General features: G+C 44.1%; 15 protein-coding genes. 7 read left to right on the top strand and 8 right to left on the bottom strand.

Annotation, left to right across the window (positions count from 1 at the left end):
- Positions 1–52: 52 nt before the first annotated feature.
- Genes CXF61_RS13960 through CXF61_RS13950 form a run of 3 tightly spaced genes read left to right on the top strand, consistent with a single transcriptional unit; the run spans position 53 to position 3,627 of the window.
- The gene (locus tag CXF61_RS13960; protein WP_057760864.1) at positions 53–1,072 is read left to right on the top strand and encodes a TAXI family TRAP transporter solute-binding subunit; all 1,020 of its coding nucleotides are present in this window, start codon (positions 53–55) and stop codon (positions 1,070–1,072) included.
- On the top strand, positions 1,050–1,613 hold the full coding sequence (locus CXF61_RS13955) for a DUF1850 domain-containing protein (protein ID WP_165598646.1): 564 nt from the start codon (positions 1,050–1,052) through the stop codon (positions 1,611–1,613). Before CXF61_RS13960 ends, CXF61_RS13955 begins: the two co-directional genes overlap by 23 nt.
- Positions 1,614–1,623: 10 nt before the next feature.
- On the top strand, positions 1,624–3,627 hold the full coding sequence (locus CXF61_RS13950) for a TRAP transporter permease (RefSeq protein WP_165598650.1): 2,004 nt from the start codon (positions 1,624–1,626) through the stop codon (positions 3,625–3,627).
- Between the two features lie 143 nt (positions 3,628–3,770).
- Here CXF61_RS13950 and lipA read toward each other — a convergent pair whose 3' ends face one another.
- On the bottom strand, positions 3,771–4,814 hold the full coding sequence (gene lipA, locus CXF61_RS13945) for a lipoyl synthase (protein ID WP_057760861.1): 1,044 nt from the start codon (positions 4,812–4,814) through the stop codon (positions 3,771–3,773).
- Between the two features lie 148 nt (positions 4,815–4,962).
- Positions 4,963–5,373 (bottom strand): carboxymuconolactone decarboxylase family protein, encoded by a 411-nt coding sequence (locus CXF61_RS13940; protein ID WP_057760859.1) that lies wholly within the window; start codon positions 5,371–5,373, stop codon positions 4,963–4,965.
- A gap of 420 nt (positions 5,374–5,793) precedes the next feature.
- On the opposite strand from CXF61_RS13940, the gene acnB reads away from it, so the two are divergent.
- The 3 genes from acnB (at position 5,794) to CXF61_RS13925 (ending at position 9,706) form a co-directional block, all read left to right on the top strand.
- Positions 5,794–8,397 (top strand): bifunctional aconitate hydratase 2/2-methylisocitrate dehydratase, encoded by a 2,604-nt coding sequence (gene acnB, locus CXF61_RS13935; RefSeq protein ID WP_057760857.1) that lies wholly within the window; start codon positions 5,794–5,796, stop codon positions 8,395–8,397.
- Between the two features lie 216 nt (positions 8,398–8,613).
- Positions 8,614–9,057 carry a DUF805 domain-containing protein gene (locus CXF61_RS13930; RefSeq protein ID WP_227526721.1) on the top strand — a complete coding sequence of 148 codons (444 nt, stop codon included), beginning with the start codon at positions 8,614–8,616 and terminating at the stop codon, positions 9,055–9,057.
- A 208-nt stretch (positions 9,058–9,265) separates the two neighbouring features.
- Complete coding sequence (locus CXF61_RS13925) at positions 9,266–9,706, top strand: PACE efflux transporter (RefSeq protein ID WP_165598645.1); 441 nt, start codon at positions 9,266–9,268, stop codon at positions 9,704–9,706.
- Between the two features lie 132 nt (positions 9,707–9,838).
- On the opposite strand, the gene CXF61_RS13920 is transcribed toward CXF61_RS13925, so the two are convergent.
- A complete protein-coding gene (locus CXF61_RS13920) occupies positions 9,839–10,636 on the bottom strand; it encodes an enoyl-CoA hydratase/isomerase family protein (protein ID WP_165598644.1) in 798 nt (265 codons plus the stop codon).
- 339 nt (positions 10,637–10,975) lie between these two features.
- On the opposite strand from CXF61_RS13920, the gene CXF61_RS13915 reads away from it, so the two are divergent.
- Positions 10,976–11,788, top strand: a complete 813-nt coding sequence (locus CXF61_RS13915) for an alpha/beta fold hydrolase (RefSeq protein WP_165598643.1) — start codon at positions 10,976–10,978, stop codon at positions 11,786–11,788.
- Positions 11,789–11,963: 175 nt separating this feature from the next.
- Here the strand turns inward: CXF61_RS13915 and CXF61_RS13910 are convergent, their stop codons facing one another.
- The 5 genes from CXF61_RS13910 to CXF61_RS13890 form a co-directional block, all read right to left on the bottom strand.
- Positions 11,964–13,028 (bottom strand): HpcH/HpaI aldolase/citrate lyase family protein, encoded by a 1,065-nt coding sequence (locus tag CXF61_RS13910; protein WP_227526720.1) that lies wholly within the window; start codon positions 13,026–13,028, stop codon positions 11,964–11,966.
- Between the two features lie 65 nt (positions 13,029–13,093).
- Positions 13,094–14,275, bottom strand: coding sequence for a cysteine protease StiP domain-containing protein (locus CXF61_RS13905; protein WP_165598642.1), 1,182 nt, complete (start codon positions 14,273–14,275; stop codon positions 13,094–13,096).
- Positions 14,276–14,340: 65 nt separating this feature from the next.
- On the bottom strand, positions 14,341–15,171 hold the full coding sequence (locus tag CXF61_RS13900) for an HAD hydrolase family protein (protein ID WP_165598641.1): 831 nt from the start codon (positions 15,169–15,171) through the stop codon (positions 14,341–14,343).
- A gap of 42 nt (positions 15,172–15,213) precedes the next feature.
- Positions 15,214–16,530, bottom strand: a complete 1,317-nt coding sequence (locus CXF61_RS13895; protein ID WP_165598640.1) for a phosphoribosyltransferase domain-containing protein — start codon at positions 16,528–16,530, stop codon at positions 15,214–15,216.
- Between the two features lie 42 nt (positions 16,531–16,572).
- The coding region (locus CXF61_RS13890) for a S1 family peptidase (protein WP_227526719.1) at positions 16,573–17,808 on the bottom strand (1,236 nt) is incomplete at its 5' end.

Genomic DNA, 17,808 nt, shown 5'->3' with positions numbered 1-17,808 from the left:
AAATACGGATATTGTTAAACGTACAAAATCGACCACTTCAAGGATGAATTCAATGCTTAATTCTTTAAAATCCCCATTACTTTTGTCAGCTATGTTGAGTGCTGCGTTAGGTCTAACCGCATGCTCATCTCCAAGCTCAGAGGGCAGTGATACTGCATCTGCAGATAGCGCGGCAACAGATACTGCAGCAGATAAGCTTGATACTAAGTTTTTGACCATCGCTACTGGCGGTGCATCTGGCCCTTACAACATCATTGGTACTTCGTTGTCTGAAGTCTATGTCAAAACTTTTGGCGTAAACTCAAAAACTCAAACCACTGGCGCATCAGTCGAAAACGTCAATCTATTGACCCAAGGCAAGGTCGACATGGTCTTGGCACTGAGTGACGTAGTGACGGATGCTGTCGAAGGTAAAAACAACTTTGAGCAGCCAATCACCAACATTCAGCAGATTGCTGTTTTGTACCCTAACGTGGTACAAATCGTAACCTCAAAAAAATCTGGTATCAAAAACATTGAAGATTTACGAGGCAAGCGTATTGCGGTAGGCGATCAAGGTTCTGGTACAGAAGTCAACGCTCGTACTTTACTGGAAGGGTTTGGTATCACATATGATGATGTCACCGTTGATTATCTAGGCTTTGCTGAAGCTGCTGATGGTATGAAAGCAGGTAAGATCGAAGCGGCATTCTTTAGTAGCGGCCTACCAAATTCATCTTTGATGGAGTTAGAGCAAGGTTTAGATTTACAGATTGTCACTATCAACCAAGACAAGCTAAAAGAAATCATCGCGACCAAGCCTTACTTCAAAACCTTTGAGATTCCTGCTGGCACTTATGGCAACGAAACAGCCGTACCAACTGCAGCAATCATGAATGCACTATTGGTTAGCTCTGACCTATCTGAAGCGGATGGTTATAAACTAACCAAAGCATTGTTTGACAATTTAGATGGTCTAAAAACAGCTCACCAAGCGGCCAATGATATCAGTCTAGAAACTGCTCGTGATGGCATGGTAGCCCCAATCCATCCTGGAGCTAAAAAGTACTATGACGAACAAGCAGCCAAGTAATTCATTATGGTTATCAACTGGCGCGGCATTTATTGCAGCGCTGGTTTTTTTTACGCTATGGTTAGGCTCTACGCTTCAGTCTGTCGTTGAAGTGCGAGTCGCAGGCGTAGATGGTGCTGATGATAAGGTTTGTTACTTCAATGAGCCTGATTTTCAGCTACGTTGGATACATTCTGTAGAAAAACAGTGGTGGGAAGAGCAGTATCAACGCATAGACGGCAGCAGTACAGCAGGTGCGGAGCTGTTACTGACCATGACCTATTTTGAAGCGTTCGGTGCGGGGACACCCTCCACCGAAATGCTCGCTCCTATACAAAAGCCTGGCTATCTGGGTTATCAAATCAACGAAAAACTGCCTCGCCTTAATTGGGTCGTATCTAGACTGACCAAAGGTGAAATGGATTATGGTAGTCATCGTTTCTTGATTCACCAGTGGGTGCCAGACTATTCTGAAGTGGTGATCATGCCTAAGACGTATGATTTAATTGATAGATTTAAAAAGGACTTTTGTCATGAACTCCCAAGTGACGGATCAAGGTAGTGTGACTACCATGCCAGATGCTCAAGTTGATAACGATGCTGAGGCGGATGCGGTCAACCGAGCAGTATTGGAAAAATATGACCGAGAGTCAATCACGCGTCATATCACTCAAGGACCAGTGAAGTATTTTATCGCTGGCATTTGTATACTCTATTCACTGTTTCATTTATATATCACTTTTAATCCAATGCCGGCACTGTTACAGCGCTCTGTACACGTGGGTGTTGGTTTTGCATTGATATTCCTGATTTTTCCAGCCAGTAAAAAAAGCAGTCGCAAGCGAGTGGCATGGTATGACTGGATTTGGTTTGCCTTATCTCTATCTGGTATGGGCTATCTCATTTATGAGTATCAAGATATCGTGACTTCACGTGGCGGTATGGCCAATCAGGTCGATGTGATATTTTCTTTGATTACGGTAGTCTGCGTACTAGAAGGCAGTCGCCGTATTACTGGTTGGATTTTGCCAATCTTGGCCGGCATATTTTTGGCCTATCCATTTGTCAGTCATCTAGACTTTATGCCTGACAGACTTTTGACTCGCCCTTATGATATGGGTGATATCTTTGGTCAATTATTCTTGAAAACAGAAGGTTTATACTCTGTTGCCATTGGTGCCTCGGTCACTTTTATTTTCTTATTTATTCTGTTCGGTGCGTTCTTAGCACGTTCAGGAATGGGGCAGTTATTTAATGATTTGGCATTGGCTATCGCTGGTCATAAGAAGGGCGGACCTGCAAAAGTAGCAGTCATCTCTAGTGGCTTTATGGGTAGTATCAATGGCTCAGCTTTATCAAATGTGGTTAGTACAGGTGCCTTTACCATTCCGTTGATGAAAAAGGTCGGCTATCACAAAGATTTCGCGGGTGCAGTTGAGGCCAGTGCTTCGGTTGGTGGACAGATTTTGCCACCGATTATGGGTGCCAGTGCCTTCATTATGGCGGAGACAACAGGCTTGCCGTATAGCACGATTGCCTTAGCAGCATTATTACCAGCGATATTGTACTATTTAGGCGTCATCGCGCAGGTGCATTTCCGCGCTGGACGTCGTGATCTAAAAGGTATTGCTAAAGAAAATTTACCAGCGGTCAAAGAAGTATTGAAAGCCCGCGGTCATATGCTATTACCGATTGTCTTCTTGATTTTCTTATTAATCAGAAACGTACCTGTGGGATATGCAGCAGCTTATACCATTGGCTTCACCGTTGTGATCAGTATGCTACGTGCCGAAACGCGCATGAGCTTTTCTGATATTTTGGGTGCGTTAGAAGATGGTGCGCGCCAGTCACTAGCGGTAATGGCTGCCTGTGCGGTCGTCGGTATTATCATTGGGGTTGTGAGCCTAACCAGTTTTGGTACGGTGATGACATCTTCTATCGTCACGCTAGGTGCAGGATCACTATTCTTTACGCTTATCTTAACGATGTTGGCATCAATGGTTTTAGGCATGGGATTACCATCTATTCCTGCCTATATCATTACGGCGACCATGGCTGCACCAGCATTGGCCGGTTTTGATATTCCAATCTTATCAGCGCACATGTTTGTTTTTTATTTTGGTATCTTTGCCAATATTACACCGCCTGTGTGTCTTGCAGCCTTTGCGGGTGCAGGGATATCCGGTGGTGATCCGATGAAAACAGGGTTCTTGTCCCTCAAACTTGCCCTCGCAGGATTTATCGTGCCGTTTATGTTTATCTATAATCCAACGATGTTGATGATAGATCCAACCGGCCTAGCAGTCACGGCAAAAGATTTCCCGCTGCCACCTATTGTAGATATCATTACAGTGGTAGTGACTTCGGTGACGGGTGTTATTGCGCTAAGCTCAGCACTTGAAGGGTACTTCAGAGGCAGTATGAATACGGTAACTCGTATCATCTTAGCTATTGGTGCTTTATTGCTGATTTATCCTGAGATTACGACTGGTATCGCAGGTGGTATTATTGTCCTTGGTATTGCTGCATTCAATATAAAAACAGCTGGAAAGCCAACGCCAACTTTAACCGTGTAAAGCGTTAGGTTTAATCATTCGTAAGTCTAATAAAGCTAAAAAAAGGGTGAATAACAAATCTGTTATTCACCCTTTTTAATATTCTTAAGAAATGTTTTAGCGACTGCTGTTCACAATTATTTTCGCATCACTTTATTACTAAATTAGCAGCCAAGTTTGCCTTCAGCTTCTAATGCTTTTTTGCTACGGATAGGTGCTGGGCAATCTTCGCCATAGTATTGACGATCTGCAAAGTAGCTTGAGCGTACCATTGGACCTGCCCAAATGCTAAAGAAGCCGATTTTTTTGCCGTAGTCCATATAGCGTTGGAACTCGTCTGGATGGACATAACGATCGACAGGCGCATGGTTTTTACTAGGCTGTAGATACTGACCGATAGTGATCATATCTACATCATGCGCTTTTAGATCATCGAGTAGGGCATAGATCTCTTCTTCGGTCTCGCCAAGACCAACCATAAAGCCGCACTTGGTAGCGATATCAGGACGACGCTCTTTATAAATTTTAAGCAAATCTAGTGAATGCTGATAGTCAGAACCTGGACGGAAAGCTTTGTATAGACGTGGCACGGTTTCGATGTTGTGGTTAAACACATCTGGTGCAGTCTCTGTCAATAAATCTAATGCGATATCCATACGACCACGGAAATCTGGTACAAGGATTTCAATCAAGCAGTTTGGGCTAAGCGCTCTTGATTCGTTTAGCACTTCCACAAAATGTCCCGCACCGCCGTCTTTTAGGTCATCGCGATCGACAGAGGTGATTACGGCATACTTAAGCTGTAGACCTTGAATCGTCTCAGCGGTATGACGCGGCTCATCCTTGTCTAGCTCATTAGGACGACCATGACCGACATCACAGAACGGGCAGCGACGCGTACAGATATCACCCATGATCATAAAGGTGGCTGTACCATCAGCGAAGCACTGTGGCAGGTTAGGGCAGGCCGCTTCTTCACAGACGGTATAAAGCTTTTGCTCACGCAAGGTTGCTTTGATACGAGCGACTTCAGCAGGCGAGGACATTTTTACCCGAATCCAATCAGGCTTTTTCTTTGCCTCGACAGTCGGGATCACCTTAATTGGGATACGGGCAACTTTGTCATAGCCACGTAGCTTTTCGCCTTGGATGGCTTTTTTTGGTTTGGCCTTAGCAGCAGGTACATGTGTTTGTACGGCAGTTGTCATAATGGAGTTATCTCTTAACCCTTTATATTATAAGGGTTTATGGAATTATCAGAATGTTTTATGAGTGCAGATATTATAGCAGAAATTTGGTCGTCAATTTTTAAACAATATTGTTAAGATTACTATGATTGCTCGGACGACCATAGTTTTAAATATCTATATCGATTTCCAACTCATTCAGTATATCTATGGCAGCACGAAACGCTTCTTGAGTAGCAGGTGCACCGCAGTACGGCAAGCTATGCATGAGCACTTCTCTAATCTCAGCGACACTAGCCCCGTTGTTAATGGCACCGCGTATATGACCTTTCAACTCGTTTGGGCTTTTTTGGGCAATTAAAAAGGCAATAGTGATTAATGAGCGATATTTACGCGGTAATACTGAGTCATCTTGCCAAGTGCTGCCCCAAGCGTGTTCGATAATCCAGTCTTGCAGCGGTTGGGTAAATCCTGTGGCAGCATCAAGCGAGCGTTTGACATGCTGCTCACCCATGACCTCAGTGCGTACCTTGAGACCATTGTCATAGTTAGGATTGTTGTCCGTATTGCTATCAGTCATATCGTCGTCCTTAATGTTTACACCAAAATGTTTTTACCAAATCGACTGTTAATACATCGACTATTAATAAATCTAAGTTGCTACATTTTTTTAAGCGAAATTTTATCGAAGTTGTTTCTTACAAAATCGTATATCAGTCATATGGTGTCTGCTCAGTCATAAAGCAAGCGCTTATTGATAAGCGTAATCAGGCAAATGCCAGTTATAATGAGCGCTACAATCATATTATTGATGGCACTATTTTTATAATAAATGTTCAATATGGCCTTACTATGCGCCTTTTCAGAGCTGAGCCATTAACATTTAAAGCGTTTTAAGCTATGATTGCACGGATAATTATTTCATATAGTATATAGACGCAGGCAGTCATACTGACTACCCACGTAATGTGCTACACCCCAACTGACGAGGACGACTATTGTGTTAGAAGCTTATCGTAAACATGTCGAAGAACGTGCTGAGCTAGGAACTGTACCCCTACCACTAAATGAAAAACAAGTAGTAGAGTTGGTTGAATTATTAAAGAACCCGCCTGCAGGCGAAGATGCGTTCTTGATGAACCTATTAGAAAACCGTATCCCTGCTGGTGTTGACCAAGCAGCATACGTTAAAGCGGCATTTTTGGCTGCTATCTTAAAGGGTGAAACATCATCACCACTTATCAGCAAGCAAAAAGCTGTTGAAATTCTAGGCACTATGCAAGGTGGCTACAATGTTCAGCCACTAGTTGCTGCACTAGATGATAGCGAAGTTGCACAAGACGCTGCTGAAGCACTAAAGAAAACTTTGCTAGTATTTGACGCGTTCAATGACGTGACTGAAAAAGCTGAAGCTGGCAACACTATTGCTAAAGAAGTGATTCAGTCTTGGGCTGACGCAGAATGGTTCTTGAACCGTGCTGAAGTACCAAAGAAAACCACTTACACGACGTTCAAAGTAACTGGCGAAACCAATACGGATGACTTGTCACCTGCGCAAGACGCATGGAGCCGTCCTGATATCCCATTGCATTCACTAGCCATGCACAAAAACTCTCGTGACGGCATCAATGCTGACGAAGAGGGCGTTGTTGGCCCAATGAAGCAAATCGAAGCACTGAAAGAAAAAGGCCATCCGCTAGCCTATGTTGGTGACGTTGTTGGTACTGGTTCTAGCCGTAAGTCTGCGACCAACTCAGTACTTTGGTTGATGGGTGAAGATATCCCTAACGTGCCAAACAAACGTGGCGGCGGTCTCGTACTTGGTAACAATATCGCTCCTATCTTCTTCAACACGATGGAAGATTCTGGCGCATTGCCAATCGAAAAAGTGGCAGTCGATAACCTAAACATGGGCGATGTATTTGACATCTATCCGTACGAAGGCAAAATCACTAAGCATGACTCTGATGAAGTACTATCAACGTTCTCACTAAACTCACCAACATTGCTTGATGAAGTTCGTGCTGGCGGCCGTATTCCATTAATCGTTGGTCGTGGTTTGACTAACCGTGCTCGTGAGTATATGGGTCTTGGTCATTCAGATATCTTTGCTAAGCCAGAAGAGCCAGCTGATACCGGTAAAGGCTTTACGCTTGCACAGAAAATGGTTGGTAAAGCTTGTGGCCTGACAGGCGTACGTCCAGGTATGTACTGTGAGCCTAAGATGACGACGGTCGGTTCTCAAGATACGACTGGTCCAATGACGCGTGATGAGCTAAAAGACTTAGCATGTTTAGGTTTCCAAGCAGACCTAGTGATGCAGTCATTCTGTCATACTGCTGCTTATCCAAAGCCAGTTGACGTTGAGACTCAGCATACACTACCTGACTTTATCATGAACCGTGGCGGCGTAAGCTTACGTCCAGGTGATGGTATCATTCACTCATGGTTGAACCGTATGCTACTTCCAGATACCGTTGGTACTGGTGGTGACTCGCATACTCGTTTCCCAATGGGTATCTCGTTCCCAGCGGGTTCTGGTCTAGTTGCTTTCGCAGCTGCAACTGGTGTAATGCCACTTGATATGCCTGAATCTGTTCGTGTTCGTTTTGTTGGTGAGCGTCAAGCTGGTATCACTCTACGTGACCTAGTACATGCGATTCCTTATCAAGCGATCAAAGAAGGTTACCTGACGGTTGATAAGAAAGGTAAAATCAACGAGTTCAACGGCCGTATTCTTGAAATCGAAGGTCTAGAAGATTTGACCGCTGAGCAAGCGTTTGAATTGTCTGATGCCTCAGCTGAGCGTAGTGCTGCTGGTTGTACCATCACTTTGTCTGAAGCGTCAGTGACTGAGTACCTAAACTCAAACATCACGCTGCTTAAGTGGATGATTTCAGAAGGCTATGGCGATGCACGTACGATCAGCCGCCGTGTTGAGCAAATGCAAGAGTGGTTGGCTAACCCAAGCCTCATGCGTGCTGACGACGATGCTGAATACGCGATCGACATCACTATCGATATGAGCGAAATCAAAGAGCCTATCCTTTGCTGCCCGAACGATCCAGATGATGCAAAAACGCTAGCAGACGTGGCTGGTGACACCATTGATGAAGTATTCATTGGTTCATGTATGACTAACATCGGTCACTTCCGTGCCGCTGGTAAATTGCTACAAGACGTACCAGCAGGTAGCCTGAAGACTCGTCTATGGATTGCACCACCTACTAAGATGGATGCACGTCAGTTGATGGAAGAAGGTTACTACAACATCTATGCACAAGCCGGCGCTCGAACTGAAATGCCAGGTTGTTCACTATGTATGGGTAACCAAGCACGTATCGCACCAAAATCTACTGCGGTATCGACCTCAACTCGTAACTTCCCAAACCGTCTAGGTCAAGGCGCTAACGTATACCTAGCTTCTGCAGAGCTTGCAGCAGTCGCAGCGGTACTTGGTAAATTGCCGACTAACGATGAGTATCAGCAGTATGCTGGTATGCTAAACAGCATGGGTGATGAAGTCTATCAATACATGAACTTCGACCGTATGGAAGACTATACTGAAGAAGCAGACAAGATTAACGTTGCTCAGTTGACCTAATCTTGAGTATATAAGCTTTTAAAATTAGAGGCTTTATACTAAAAACTTTATACATAAAAAATAACCCCGTATCGTCATGATGCGGGGTTTTTTATTAATGACTCTAAGAAAACTAGTATTCATTTACAAACTTTTATTGAGTATCTATAATCAAAGCCAATTGTTGATAATTTTCACTGACTATTTCTACTTTTCACGACTGAGATAAAAAGCCCTATGGAAAATAATATCAAGCTCGATAAAGCAACACCGCCGCCATTGCCCAGATCTACGATGGCTAACAATCATAATGCTGAAGAAAATTACGGCATCATTGACTGGTTTAAAAAGGGCATGAGAAATTACACGAATTTTTCTGATCGTGCTCGCCGTAAAGAATATTGGTATTTCTTTCTAGTGCAAATGGGGGTGATGATCGTTGCAATGCTGCTAGACGCATTAATATTCAGCTCAGAGACAGGTTTATTTTACATAGTAGCGGTACTTGGTTTATTTCTGCCTGGTCTTGCCGTGACTATCCGTCGCTTACATGATACTAGCCGCTCAGGATGGTGGTTTTTGATAGGGATAGTGCCACTGATAGGCTCTATTATATTGCTAGTATTTCTAGCGAGTGATACCAAGCCTGAAACCAATAAATGGGGTCTACCGGCAAAATAGTCCGGTTAAAACAGGCGATAATCGTTAATAAAACGGCTTATGCCTGTTTACAAATGTCCTCACTGATTTTTGAGTTTGGTTTATGTATAATATAGGGGCAGGCGGAAACCGTGGCTTTGCACTTTATTTATCTTTTCTAACTCGGGACGGACCGATACTTTGACATGCACCTTGCTGTTTAAATACAGGTGCTTTGGAGTCTTGGTTGATGACCTTATCACCGCTTAAACGTCGCTTAATTTATGTGACCGCCTTCGAAATTATCGCGATTATCTTATCTACCCTTATATTGATGAAACTCAGTCACAGTGATGCATCAGAATCCTTACCAATCGCCGTAATGATGTCGGTAGCAGCCGTCGTTTGGAACTTTATATATAATACCGCTTTTGAAGCGTGGGAACGTCGCAGGCGCATTGTACGTCGCACGTTATGGATACGCAGTGTTCATGCTTTTGGTTTTGAGGGTGGGCTGGTGTTAATCTGCTTGCCACTGTATATGTTTTGGTATCATGTAGGTTTGCTTCAAGCATTTATGATGGAAGCGGCTTTACTGGTATTCTTCTTGATTTATAACTTTGTGTTTACCTTTATCTTTGACAAGATATTTACTTTACCTTATCACTATAAGACCGCATCTACCGCTTAGCTAATATCTGTCTTTCAATGAGTAATGGTGACGTTGACCACAAAAAAGCTGCCTATCTATGGGCAGCTTTTTCGATGATGCTATTCAATAGCAGCGGGGTAGTTATTCAAATTTATTGTGCTACAGTATTATTTACTTACCTTGATATACAGGCTTACGCTTTGCTATAAAGGCGCTAACCCCTTCGATAAAGTCATCGGTTTTTGCCATTACGGTCTGTTGCTCAACTTCCGTATCTAACGCCGCGCTCAAACCAGCGAAGGCGTGTACGTTGAAGCTCTCTTTCATAGCGGCTAACGCTTTGCCTGGTAGCTGGCTCAATCGTAGCGCCAATGCTTGTACGGTGGCATCTAGTTCTTCAGCACTAACCACGTTGTTCACTAGATTTAAACGTGTCATGTCTTCTGCTTTTAGCTTATCACCTAGCATTACAAGCTCAGTGGCTTTTGCTGCACCAACCAATTGGTTTAATAAGTAAATACCACCTGCATCTGGCACTAGGCCGATATTAACAAATGCTTGTACAAACTTCGCATTGTCTGCGGCAATTCGGAAGTCACAAGTAAGCGCCAAGTTCATACCAGCACCAGCTACAGCGCCTTCTAATTTGGCAATAATCGGCTTATGGATATGACGTAACTTTAAGCTGACTTCGCCTACGCCTTCTACCATGCCTCTTAATTTGTTTGAAACAATATCCTTGTCTAATCCTTCAGACAACATCTCTTTAATATCGCCGCCGCTTGAGAAGTTACCACCAGCCCCTTGTAAAATAATTGCACGTACTTGATCATCTGCGGCCGCTTTATCTAGCGCTATCAAGACTTGGTTTTTTAAGGGTGTGCCAAAAGCGTTTAAGCTTTTTGGATCGTTAAAAGTAATGGTAGCAATGTGCTCTGCAACTTGATAATCGACGAGAGACTGTGACATTTGAGATTTCCTTATTTTAAATGACTGTTTTAATATTCTGTATCAATGACAACGCTTTGAGATAAAGGTGAAAATGGTTCAATGCTGATTACTATAGCAGCTTGCTACGATTATAAAAGCGTGTTTTGTGGGCGCGTAAGACACATCTAAATACTGGTAAACTTTACTATTCTATCGTAAAAGCTGATGCTAGCTAATGAGACAAAACGACTGGCTCGTAAAAAGGCTATGACCTAAGGGGTTAATGGATTATGCTAATATGCCAGGTTGAGCGTAAAAGAGTCGTAAAAGACACAAGGGTACGCTCGAACTTTTCATTGATCAAACAAGGATGTGGTTATGCCAACTATCACTGTAAATAACGCTGATATTTATTACGAAGACAGCGCACCGAATGACACACAAAAGCCTGTTATCGTATTTGCTCATGGTCTACTGTGGAGCTCACAGATGTATGACAAGCAAGTGGAGCACTTTCAAACAGACTATCGTTGTATTGCTTTTGATTTTCGCGGGCAAGGTCAGTCGCAGGTTACCAAATCTGGCTACGATATGGAGACGCTGACTGAAGATACGCTTGGCTTACTTGCAGCGCTTGGTATTGATAAATGTCACTTTGTTGGGCTATCTATGGGCGGGTTCGTGGCTCAACGTATTGCGCTCAAACGCCCTGAGTTGCTGTTGTCATTAACGCTGTTAGAAACCTCTGCTGACCCTGAAGATCCAAAAAATATACCTCAGTATCGCAAGCTGGTCAAAGCGATTCGCTGGCTAGGTATGAAGCGTGTGAGTAATAAAGTGATGCCAATTATGTTTGGCAGTACGTTTTTGGCAGATAAGCTGCGCAAATCTGATCGTAAGCAGTGGCTAACAATGCTACAAAGCAATCGCAAGGGCGGTGTGGTCAAAGCAACAATGGGCGTGATTGAGCGTACAGGTACTTATGAGCAGTTGGGTGAGATTACAACGCCGACACTGATTGTGGTTGGGGATGAAGATGCCGCCACGCCTTATGCCAAATCTGAACGCATGCATTTTGCTATCGCTGGGTCCAAGCTTGCTATTATCAAAGGTGCTGGTCATACATCGACAGTAGAAGAGCCTGATCAAGTGAACAAAGTACTTCGTCAGTTTTTGGAAAGTTGTGCTTAATATAGATACTGTTCGAGAGCTTTGAAGCCTCATATCTATAGAAGGTCCTAAGCATATATCTATAGGAAATCCTGAGCATATATCTATATAAAAAAGCCGCTACCTGTTATTTGATAGCGGCTTTTTGTATGGTGCAAGTTGTTAAATGGCAGACAGTCATTATCGGCAATGAAAGCTACATTCGTGAGCTGTATTGGCTATGTCCATCATCAATGGTTCCAAAGGCTTCTGCACGATTAACAATTTCAGTCGCCCAAGCACGGTGCGTCGCAGGCTCTAGCATCGTATTATTGTACTTAAATACTGCTTTAGCCTCAGAATGAAGGATCGCTTGTGCTTCATCCAATGTACTCAATGGCACACAGTAAGCTTGCTGTACTAGGGCGATTTGGCTTGGATGAATGACAGTTTTGCCCACCATCCCTAAGCTGACATCTCGGTTCAGCTCTTGCATAAACAGCGTCGGCTGATCCAAGTACTCAAATACTGGCGCGGTAAGATAAAAACCATGCGGCACAAAACAGCCAAGCATTTGATAAGCCAACGTACCGATAGGCGAGTCATAGACAATACTGTTTTTTGGGCGGCGTAAGCGTAATGCTGCGAACAAGTCATTACCGCCGATACGCAATGCAAAAACTGGCTGGCTAAACGCTTCTTTAAAAGCGATGGCAAGCTCCTGATTGTGATGCGGATTAAACAGCGCGGCGGTTTCGAGCGTCGGCATAAGTAGTTGATCTACTTTTAGGTTCTGACAAGCCATGCGCCAGTTAGATAAGCTATACATATCGACTTTTGGCATAACGAAACCATCGATAAGATCGATATGGGCATAATCAGCCAGTTGCTGTAGCATCATCGGGCTACGTGGACGTATAAAGACCAGTGGACGCGTCGGATGCTGGGCATGAATCTTTGCCGATTTAGATGGCGCATTAATGCTATTCACATGCTCAGTCCAAGTATCCAGCAGGGTGCGCAAACGCTCAAGCGCCAACTCAACATCCTGCTGACTGACCGCATCTTCTAGACAGATAATAATACTATTAATCGTCGGTAGTTTGTCCCGCTTGATGACTTGCCAAATATCTTGGCGAGTCGCAGGCATGTATAAGCTAGCACCGAGCTGATATGGATGGTGCGTGTGCGGTTTGACCATCGCATGACGCTCAGTGATCAGATGCGCATAAGATTGGGTATCATTGTAAAGTTCTGACTCGGTTTTTAGCATATCTGACATAATTGGCATCATAAGTAGAGGGTATAAGAGAACGGAAAAGAAAGTATTTAATACCGTTAAATGTATTAAGTGTCTTGGGAGCGCTGCTTGATAAGCGTGATGGCTTGATAAGGCAGTATTTTATCACCTAATACACTGATAGTGATATTTCGTTGTGCACATAAATGGCGTAGCAGTACGGTATCAGGGTGCTCAGCAGTGGCGAGCAATATACGTTCGGGATCACGGCGTAATATGGCACGTGTTGCCTCGGCAATAGTCGGCTTAATACGGTTGCGATTGACGATATGATAATCTGCTGCCAGCGTCTCTATCAATGCAGCCGTCTGGTAGCGTGGCTGCTGGTAAGTCGGTAAACGCGTTGGAGTTGCAACCAATGATCGTCTCACGGCATCGATACGCTCGATAAATGCCAAGCTATGATCTACCGCAATTAAATCATCATAAAAGACACTGCGATGCAGGCCTGATAACGGCTCCGTGTATAAGCTACGCGAAATTAATCCTGATACGGTGCTGTTTAACAAACCCGATGGGATTAACCAATCTTCTTCACTAGCCGCCAGCCAAGCAACGCCAGCCGGATCGGCAAGAGTTAGTAGCGGAATGACGTCAGCGCCTTGATGAAAAATGTTGGCAAAATTAACATTAGTAGAATCGCTAAACGTCTCTAGACTACGAGCCAACTCTTGATAAATAGCGCCTTTACCTGTCCAACCATCGACGAATACGATTGGACTGTTTGGATAAGCATCCAGTAGCATTTGCAAAGCCACTGGATCAAGACCACGATCGCGAATGATACTGATGCCATAATGTACACTTGGCAAGCGATAGCTACTGTCTGTATCCGACAGCGCACGCTGCAATAACACACCAATTGGCAGACCAGCTCGCACCAAACTGACCAAAACCAGTGGATGCTCATCACTCACATTCTGCTGAAAAACATGATGTAGCGTATGAGACAAATGAGCGATATCAGTCGCGGTCCTTGTTGACCCTTGCTCTAACGCCTGTATGTATAGCTGCTCATGCATTGCAGTAGGTGCTTGCTCTAAGGTCAGCATGTCAGAGTAATGGCGTTGTCCGCTTTGAATAAGCGCTTCTTTTTGACTGACTGGCACATCGGCAACCGCGTCCTTATCCACCATATCGAGTAGGACAGTGACATCGCTTGCAAGATAGCTGCCTGAGCTATAGTTTTTTAAATCGGCTCTTTTGGTCTGTATATTAGGTAAAGTCATAGTATGAATAATAGCACTCTTGATGATAACAGTGGATTTGCGTGGCTGTTGTTTAAGCTGATGGTTTAGCCTGACGATTTAGACTGGTATTGCTCATGCAATTGGCCATGATTGGGCATACCGTACCAGTCCAATAACTGCAAAAAAGGCAGATCAGCTAAGCTATCACCAAAGCCAAAACTGGGACGCTGATGGTCTAAATGATGCTCTAATAAAAACTGTACCGCATGACGCTTATGAACCGCATGGGGCAATATCGCTAGGTTATTGGCATTCACATGCACATAGAAATCTTGATCAAAATCACGTATCAAAGTGGGCAGTTTCTCAGCTAAATCTACGAGCGCTTGATGATCCTTCTGCGCATGTTTGATAGCCAGATAAATGGTTAATTCTTCATCAATAGAACCATTGTTAAAGCTATCGATATGCGGTGTGAATACTAAATGACTTTGCTCGCTTTGACTATGACTGGCAAATAACTGACTTAACTGATTAAGCTTATCTTGCAATGGCGCAAGCTTACTATACATATGCTGCTGCCAACTGCTCAGCAGCGCTCCGTCAGACGTTAAAATAATCGCTCCATGGGTCAATACTTGCCAGCTATCAAATGGCAGCTTAACGCGTTTTATTTCACTACGATCTCGCGCCGTCACTACAATTAATTCGGTGCTGGCAAGTAGCCAATTAAAAAAGGTTGCTTGGCGCTGGCTCATAAAGCTTAAAGGTTCGTCTTGTTTATTGACCGTCGCACAAACCAAAGTTTCAGGCTCAGTAGTGGGTAAATCCCAAGCGTTAATTTTACGCTGGGTTTGGAACAACGTGTCATCCAAATCCATCAAAGCATAAGGCTTAATAATGTCTGGGTTGGCTTTAAAAAAGGAGGTAGGCATGGCATCGTCCGTAAATAATAGGTTTGAAAGTTAGAGAGCAGTTTAATGACTAGGGCTCACCACCAGCACGTTATCCAAACCTCGCCACATAGCATCCACACTATCAGCTGATGTTTCTAAACACAACACAATCAAATCCCAATCACTAGGCTCAACGTTATAAGCAAAATTGGTCATACCAAGCCCGTAATTATCGCTAAAGCTCAGCATCGTGGTAATCGCCCCACCAAGCGCAATCGGTGAGCGGGTTAATGCGCTAAAATTGACAGTCGCAGCTGTATCTTCGTTGAGCTTGCCGGACTCTGTTTCAAGCCATTCAGCCAATAGAAACGGCAACCAAACAAACTCATTGCTGCCCAAGACTAAGATTTTTCTTGGTAGCTGAGTAACATCAAAGTTTTCTTGGCCATCGAAGCGCGTAAATGCAGTCTGAAAACTTGAAAGATAGTTAGCAAACCCATCTGTACTGTCTAGCGTTGGAAATCGGCCCCAATTACCCGTATCACCGAGTGCCTGACTACCAGCGGCAGTAGTATCAACCGATGGCATTGTGATGGGTTCAGGATTGGGGGCATCTGTCCATTGCCAAGCACCAGACAGTAAATGATGGCGATGAAACTCAATACCAGCGAGACGATCCGCCATACGTGCAGGCTTAGCATCTGACTGTGGATTAGGTTTTTCTTGATCTAATGACCAATCGACCAGTGTCGTCAGATGTACTTGCTCTAACTGGGTCAATCCTGCTTCACGTAAGGCAGTGACGACATTAACACAGGTATTGCCCGTTGAGGCTTCATCATCGACCATAATCAGTGTTTTACTGGCCAGGAGCTGCGCTTGAGTAACGCTGTCTTTGCTCTGATAAATCAAATGCTGGCTGGCATGACTGTGATCTTCACAAAACGTTGTTAGCAAGGAGTCGGTACCATTTGGATCACTACTTTCATCGTGCTGTGCATGACGCGTAGAGTTTAATAGTAGCGCTTGAGGATAGCGCGTTTGTAGCGCTTGATGGACACCAGCAGATAGACCAACAGCGGTCTCTGCCATACCAATGACTAGCACTGGCTCAGGCAAGTCACTAGGCACTAAGTTAGCCAAATCAGTAAATGCCTCTCGCATGATGCTTGGCGCAACGGGAATATGACGACCTAGCACTTTTGAGACAAACAAAAATGCACGCTTTGGATTAATACGCTGGGCAAATCCTAGTAAATCTTCTAATTGATAATGCTCGTGTTGTTCAGCGCCATTTTGATTGATGGCTGATTTATTAGTGGCTGAGTTGGTTTGGTAAGTTAGATCTAGCGTACCACGGGGTAGGGTGATGGTCGTACTGTGTTGCTCATTTAACATTCATATTCCTTGGCGCTTTTATTTATATATCGAATAGATTTCTTAACCCTGACAGCCAACCAGCCATAAGGCACTGCGACTTTGCTTGCTTAGCTGAGGTGTTGTAAGAGGCGTAGCACTGGTCAAATCAGACGTGTTCTCCAAACTGATACCAGCGCTCGCCAGTAGGGCAGATAATAACTGAAATTTCACCGCATAGTTCATATTTTGTGCATGTTCATGAACCAGACTAGACGTGACCATACCGACGACCTCTCCAGTCGGCAATAATAAAGGACTACCACTAGATCCAGGCTGAATGGGTGCGGTGAATTGCATATGACGGATATCGTTATTTAAACCTGTCAATCCTGATATACAGCCTTGAGTGACTTGCAGTTGGCTACTCAGTCCTGATAACGGAAACCCCAGTGTGGTAATGGTCTCACCCAATATATCAACACATTGCTGCGCCAATGGGAGGTAGCTAGGCAAAGGGTCGCTAACTCTAATAATAGCTGAATCGCTTCCGATATCGCTGAATACGACTTGTGCCTCGCGATCAGGCTGACTTTGCTGACGTATGCCAACCATTGCTGCTGACTCAATCACATGATAGCAGGTCAGCAGATGATAGGGATCAATAGCAAACGCTGTTCCTGTCCAAGTCTCGCCTGCTTGTACATGACGGGGAGGGCGAGCTTCGTTGTTTGGTTGAGTACGCTGCTGCTGTTGCGCTTCTTGAATAAGTGTATGTGTGCTAGGTGGACGAATATCCAGACTAACCTGTACATGATGTTCAAGGCTCGCTAAGCCTTGGGTTGATGCCTCGCCAAGCGCACGACATTTGAAATGTCTATTACGTTGATATATTTCTAATATAATCGCCGCTTTGACATGCCGCTCGTTCGTTGTGAAGTTATAGCGAATATCCCCGTTGTTGAGCGTGAGGCTTACGTCATTTAACTCTACCGCTGGCAAGTTTAGGCTTGGCTCATGATAAACATAAGCAATCAGTTGTAAGAAATTAACGCCAAGTGTATCAAATAACTGGGGTAAATCTAACTGCCATGCGCTTGGATTATCCTTGTTATCGAGCTGAGCCCAGTCTTTAGACTCATGTAAATAAGCAGGACTACAAACTGCTTTACGGTGGGCATCTAATGGCAACCATAATAGCCCAAGCTGCTGTCCAAACTCTAATGGTTTAGTAGTAGAAAATGCGATCGAGCATTTTGGATTTTCGATAACCGTATTGGCTCCTAGCACTAATTCGACTTGCTTCGACATCACATTTCC

It is taken from the genome of Psychrobacter sp. 4Dc (assembly GCF_002836715.1).
Lineage (GTDB): Bacteria > Pseudomonadota > Gammaproteobacteria > Pseudomonadales > Moraxellaceae > Psychrobacter.
This window is presented reverse-complemented; position numbering and strand designations above follow the sequence as displayed.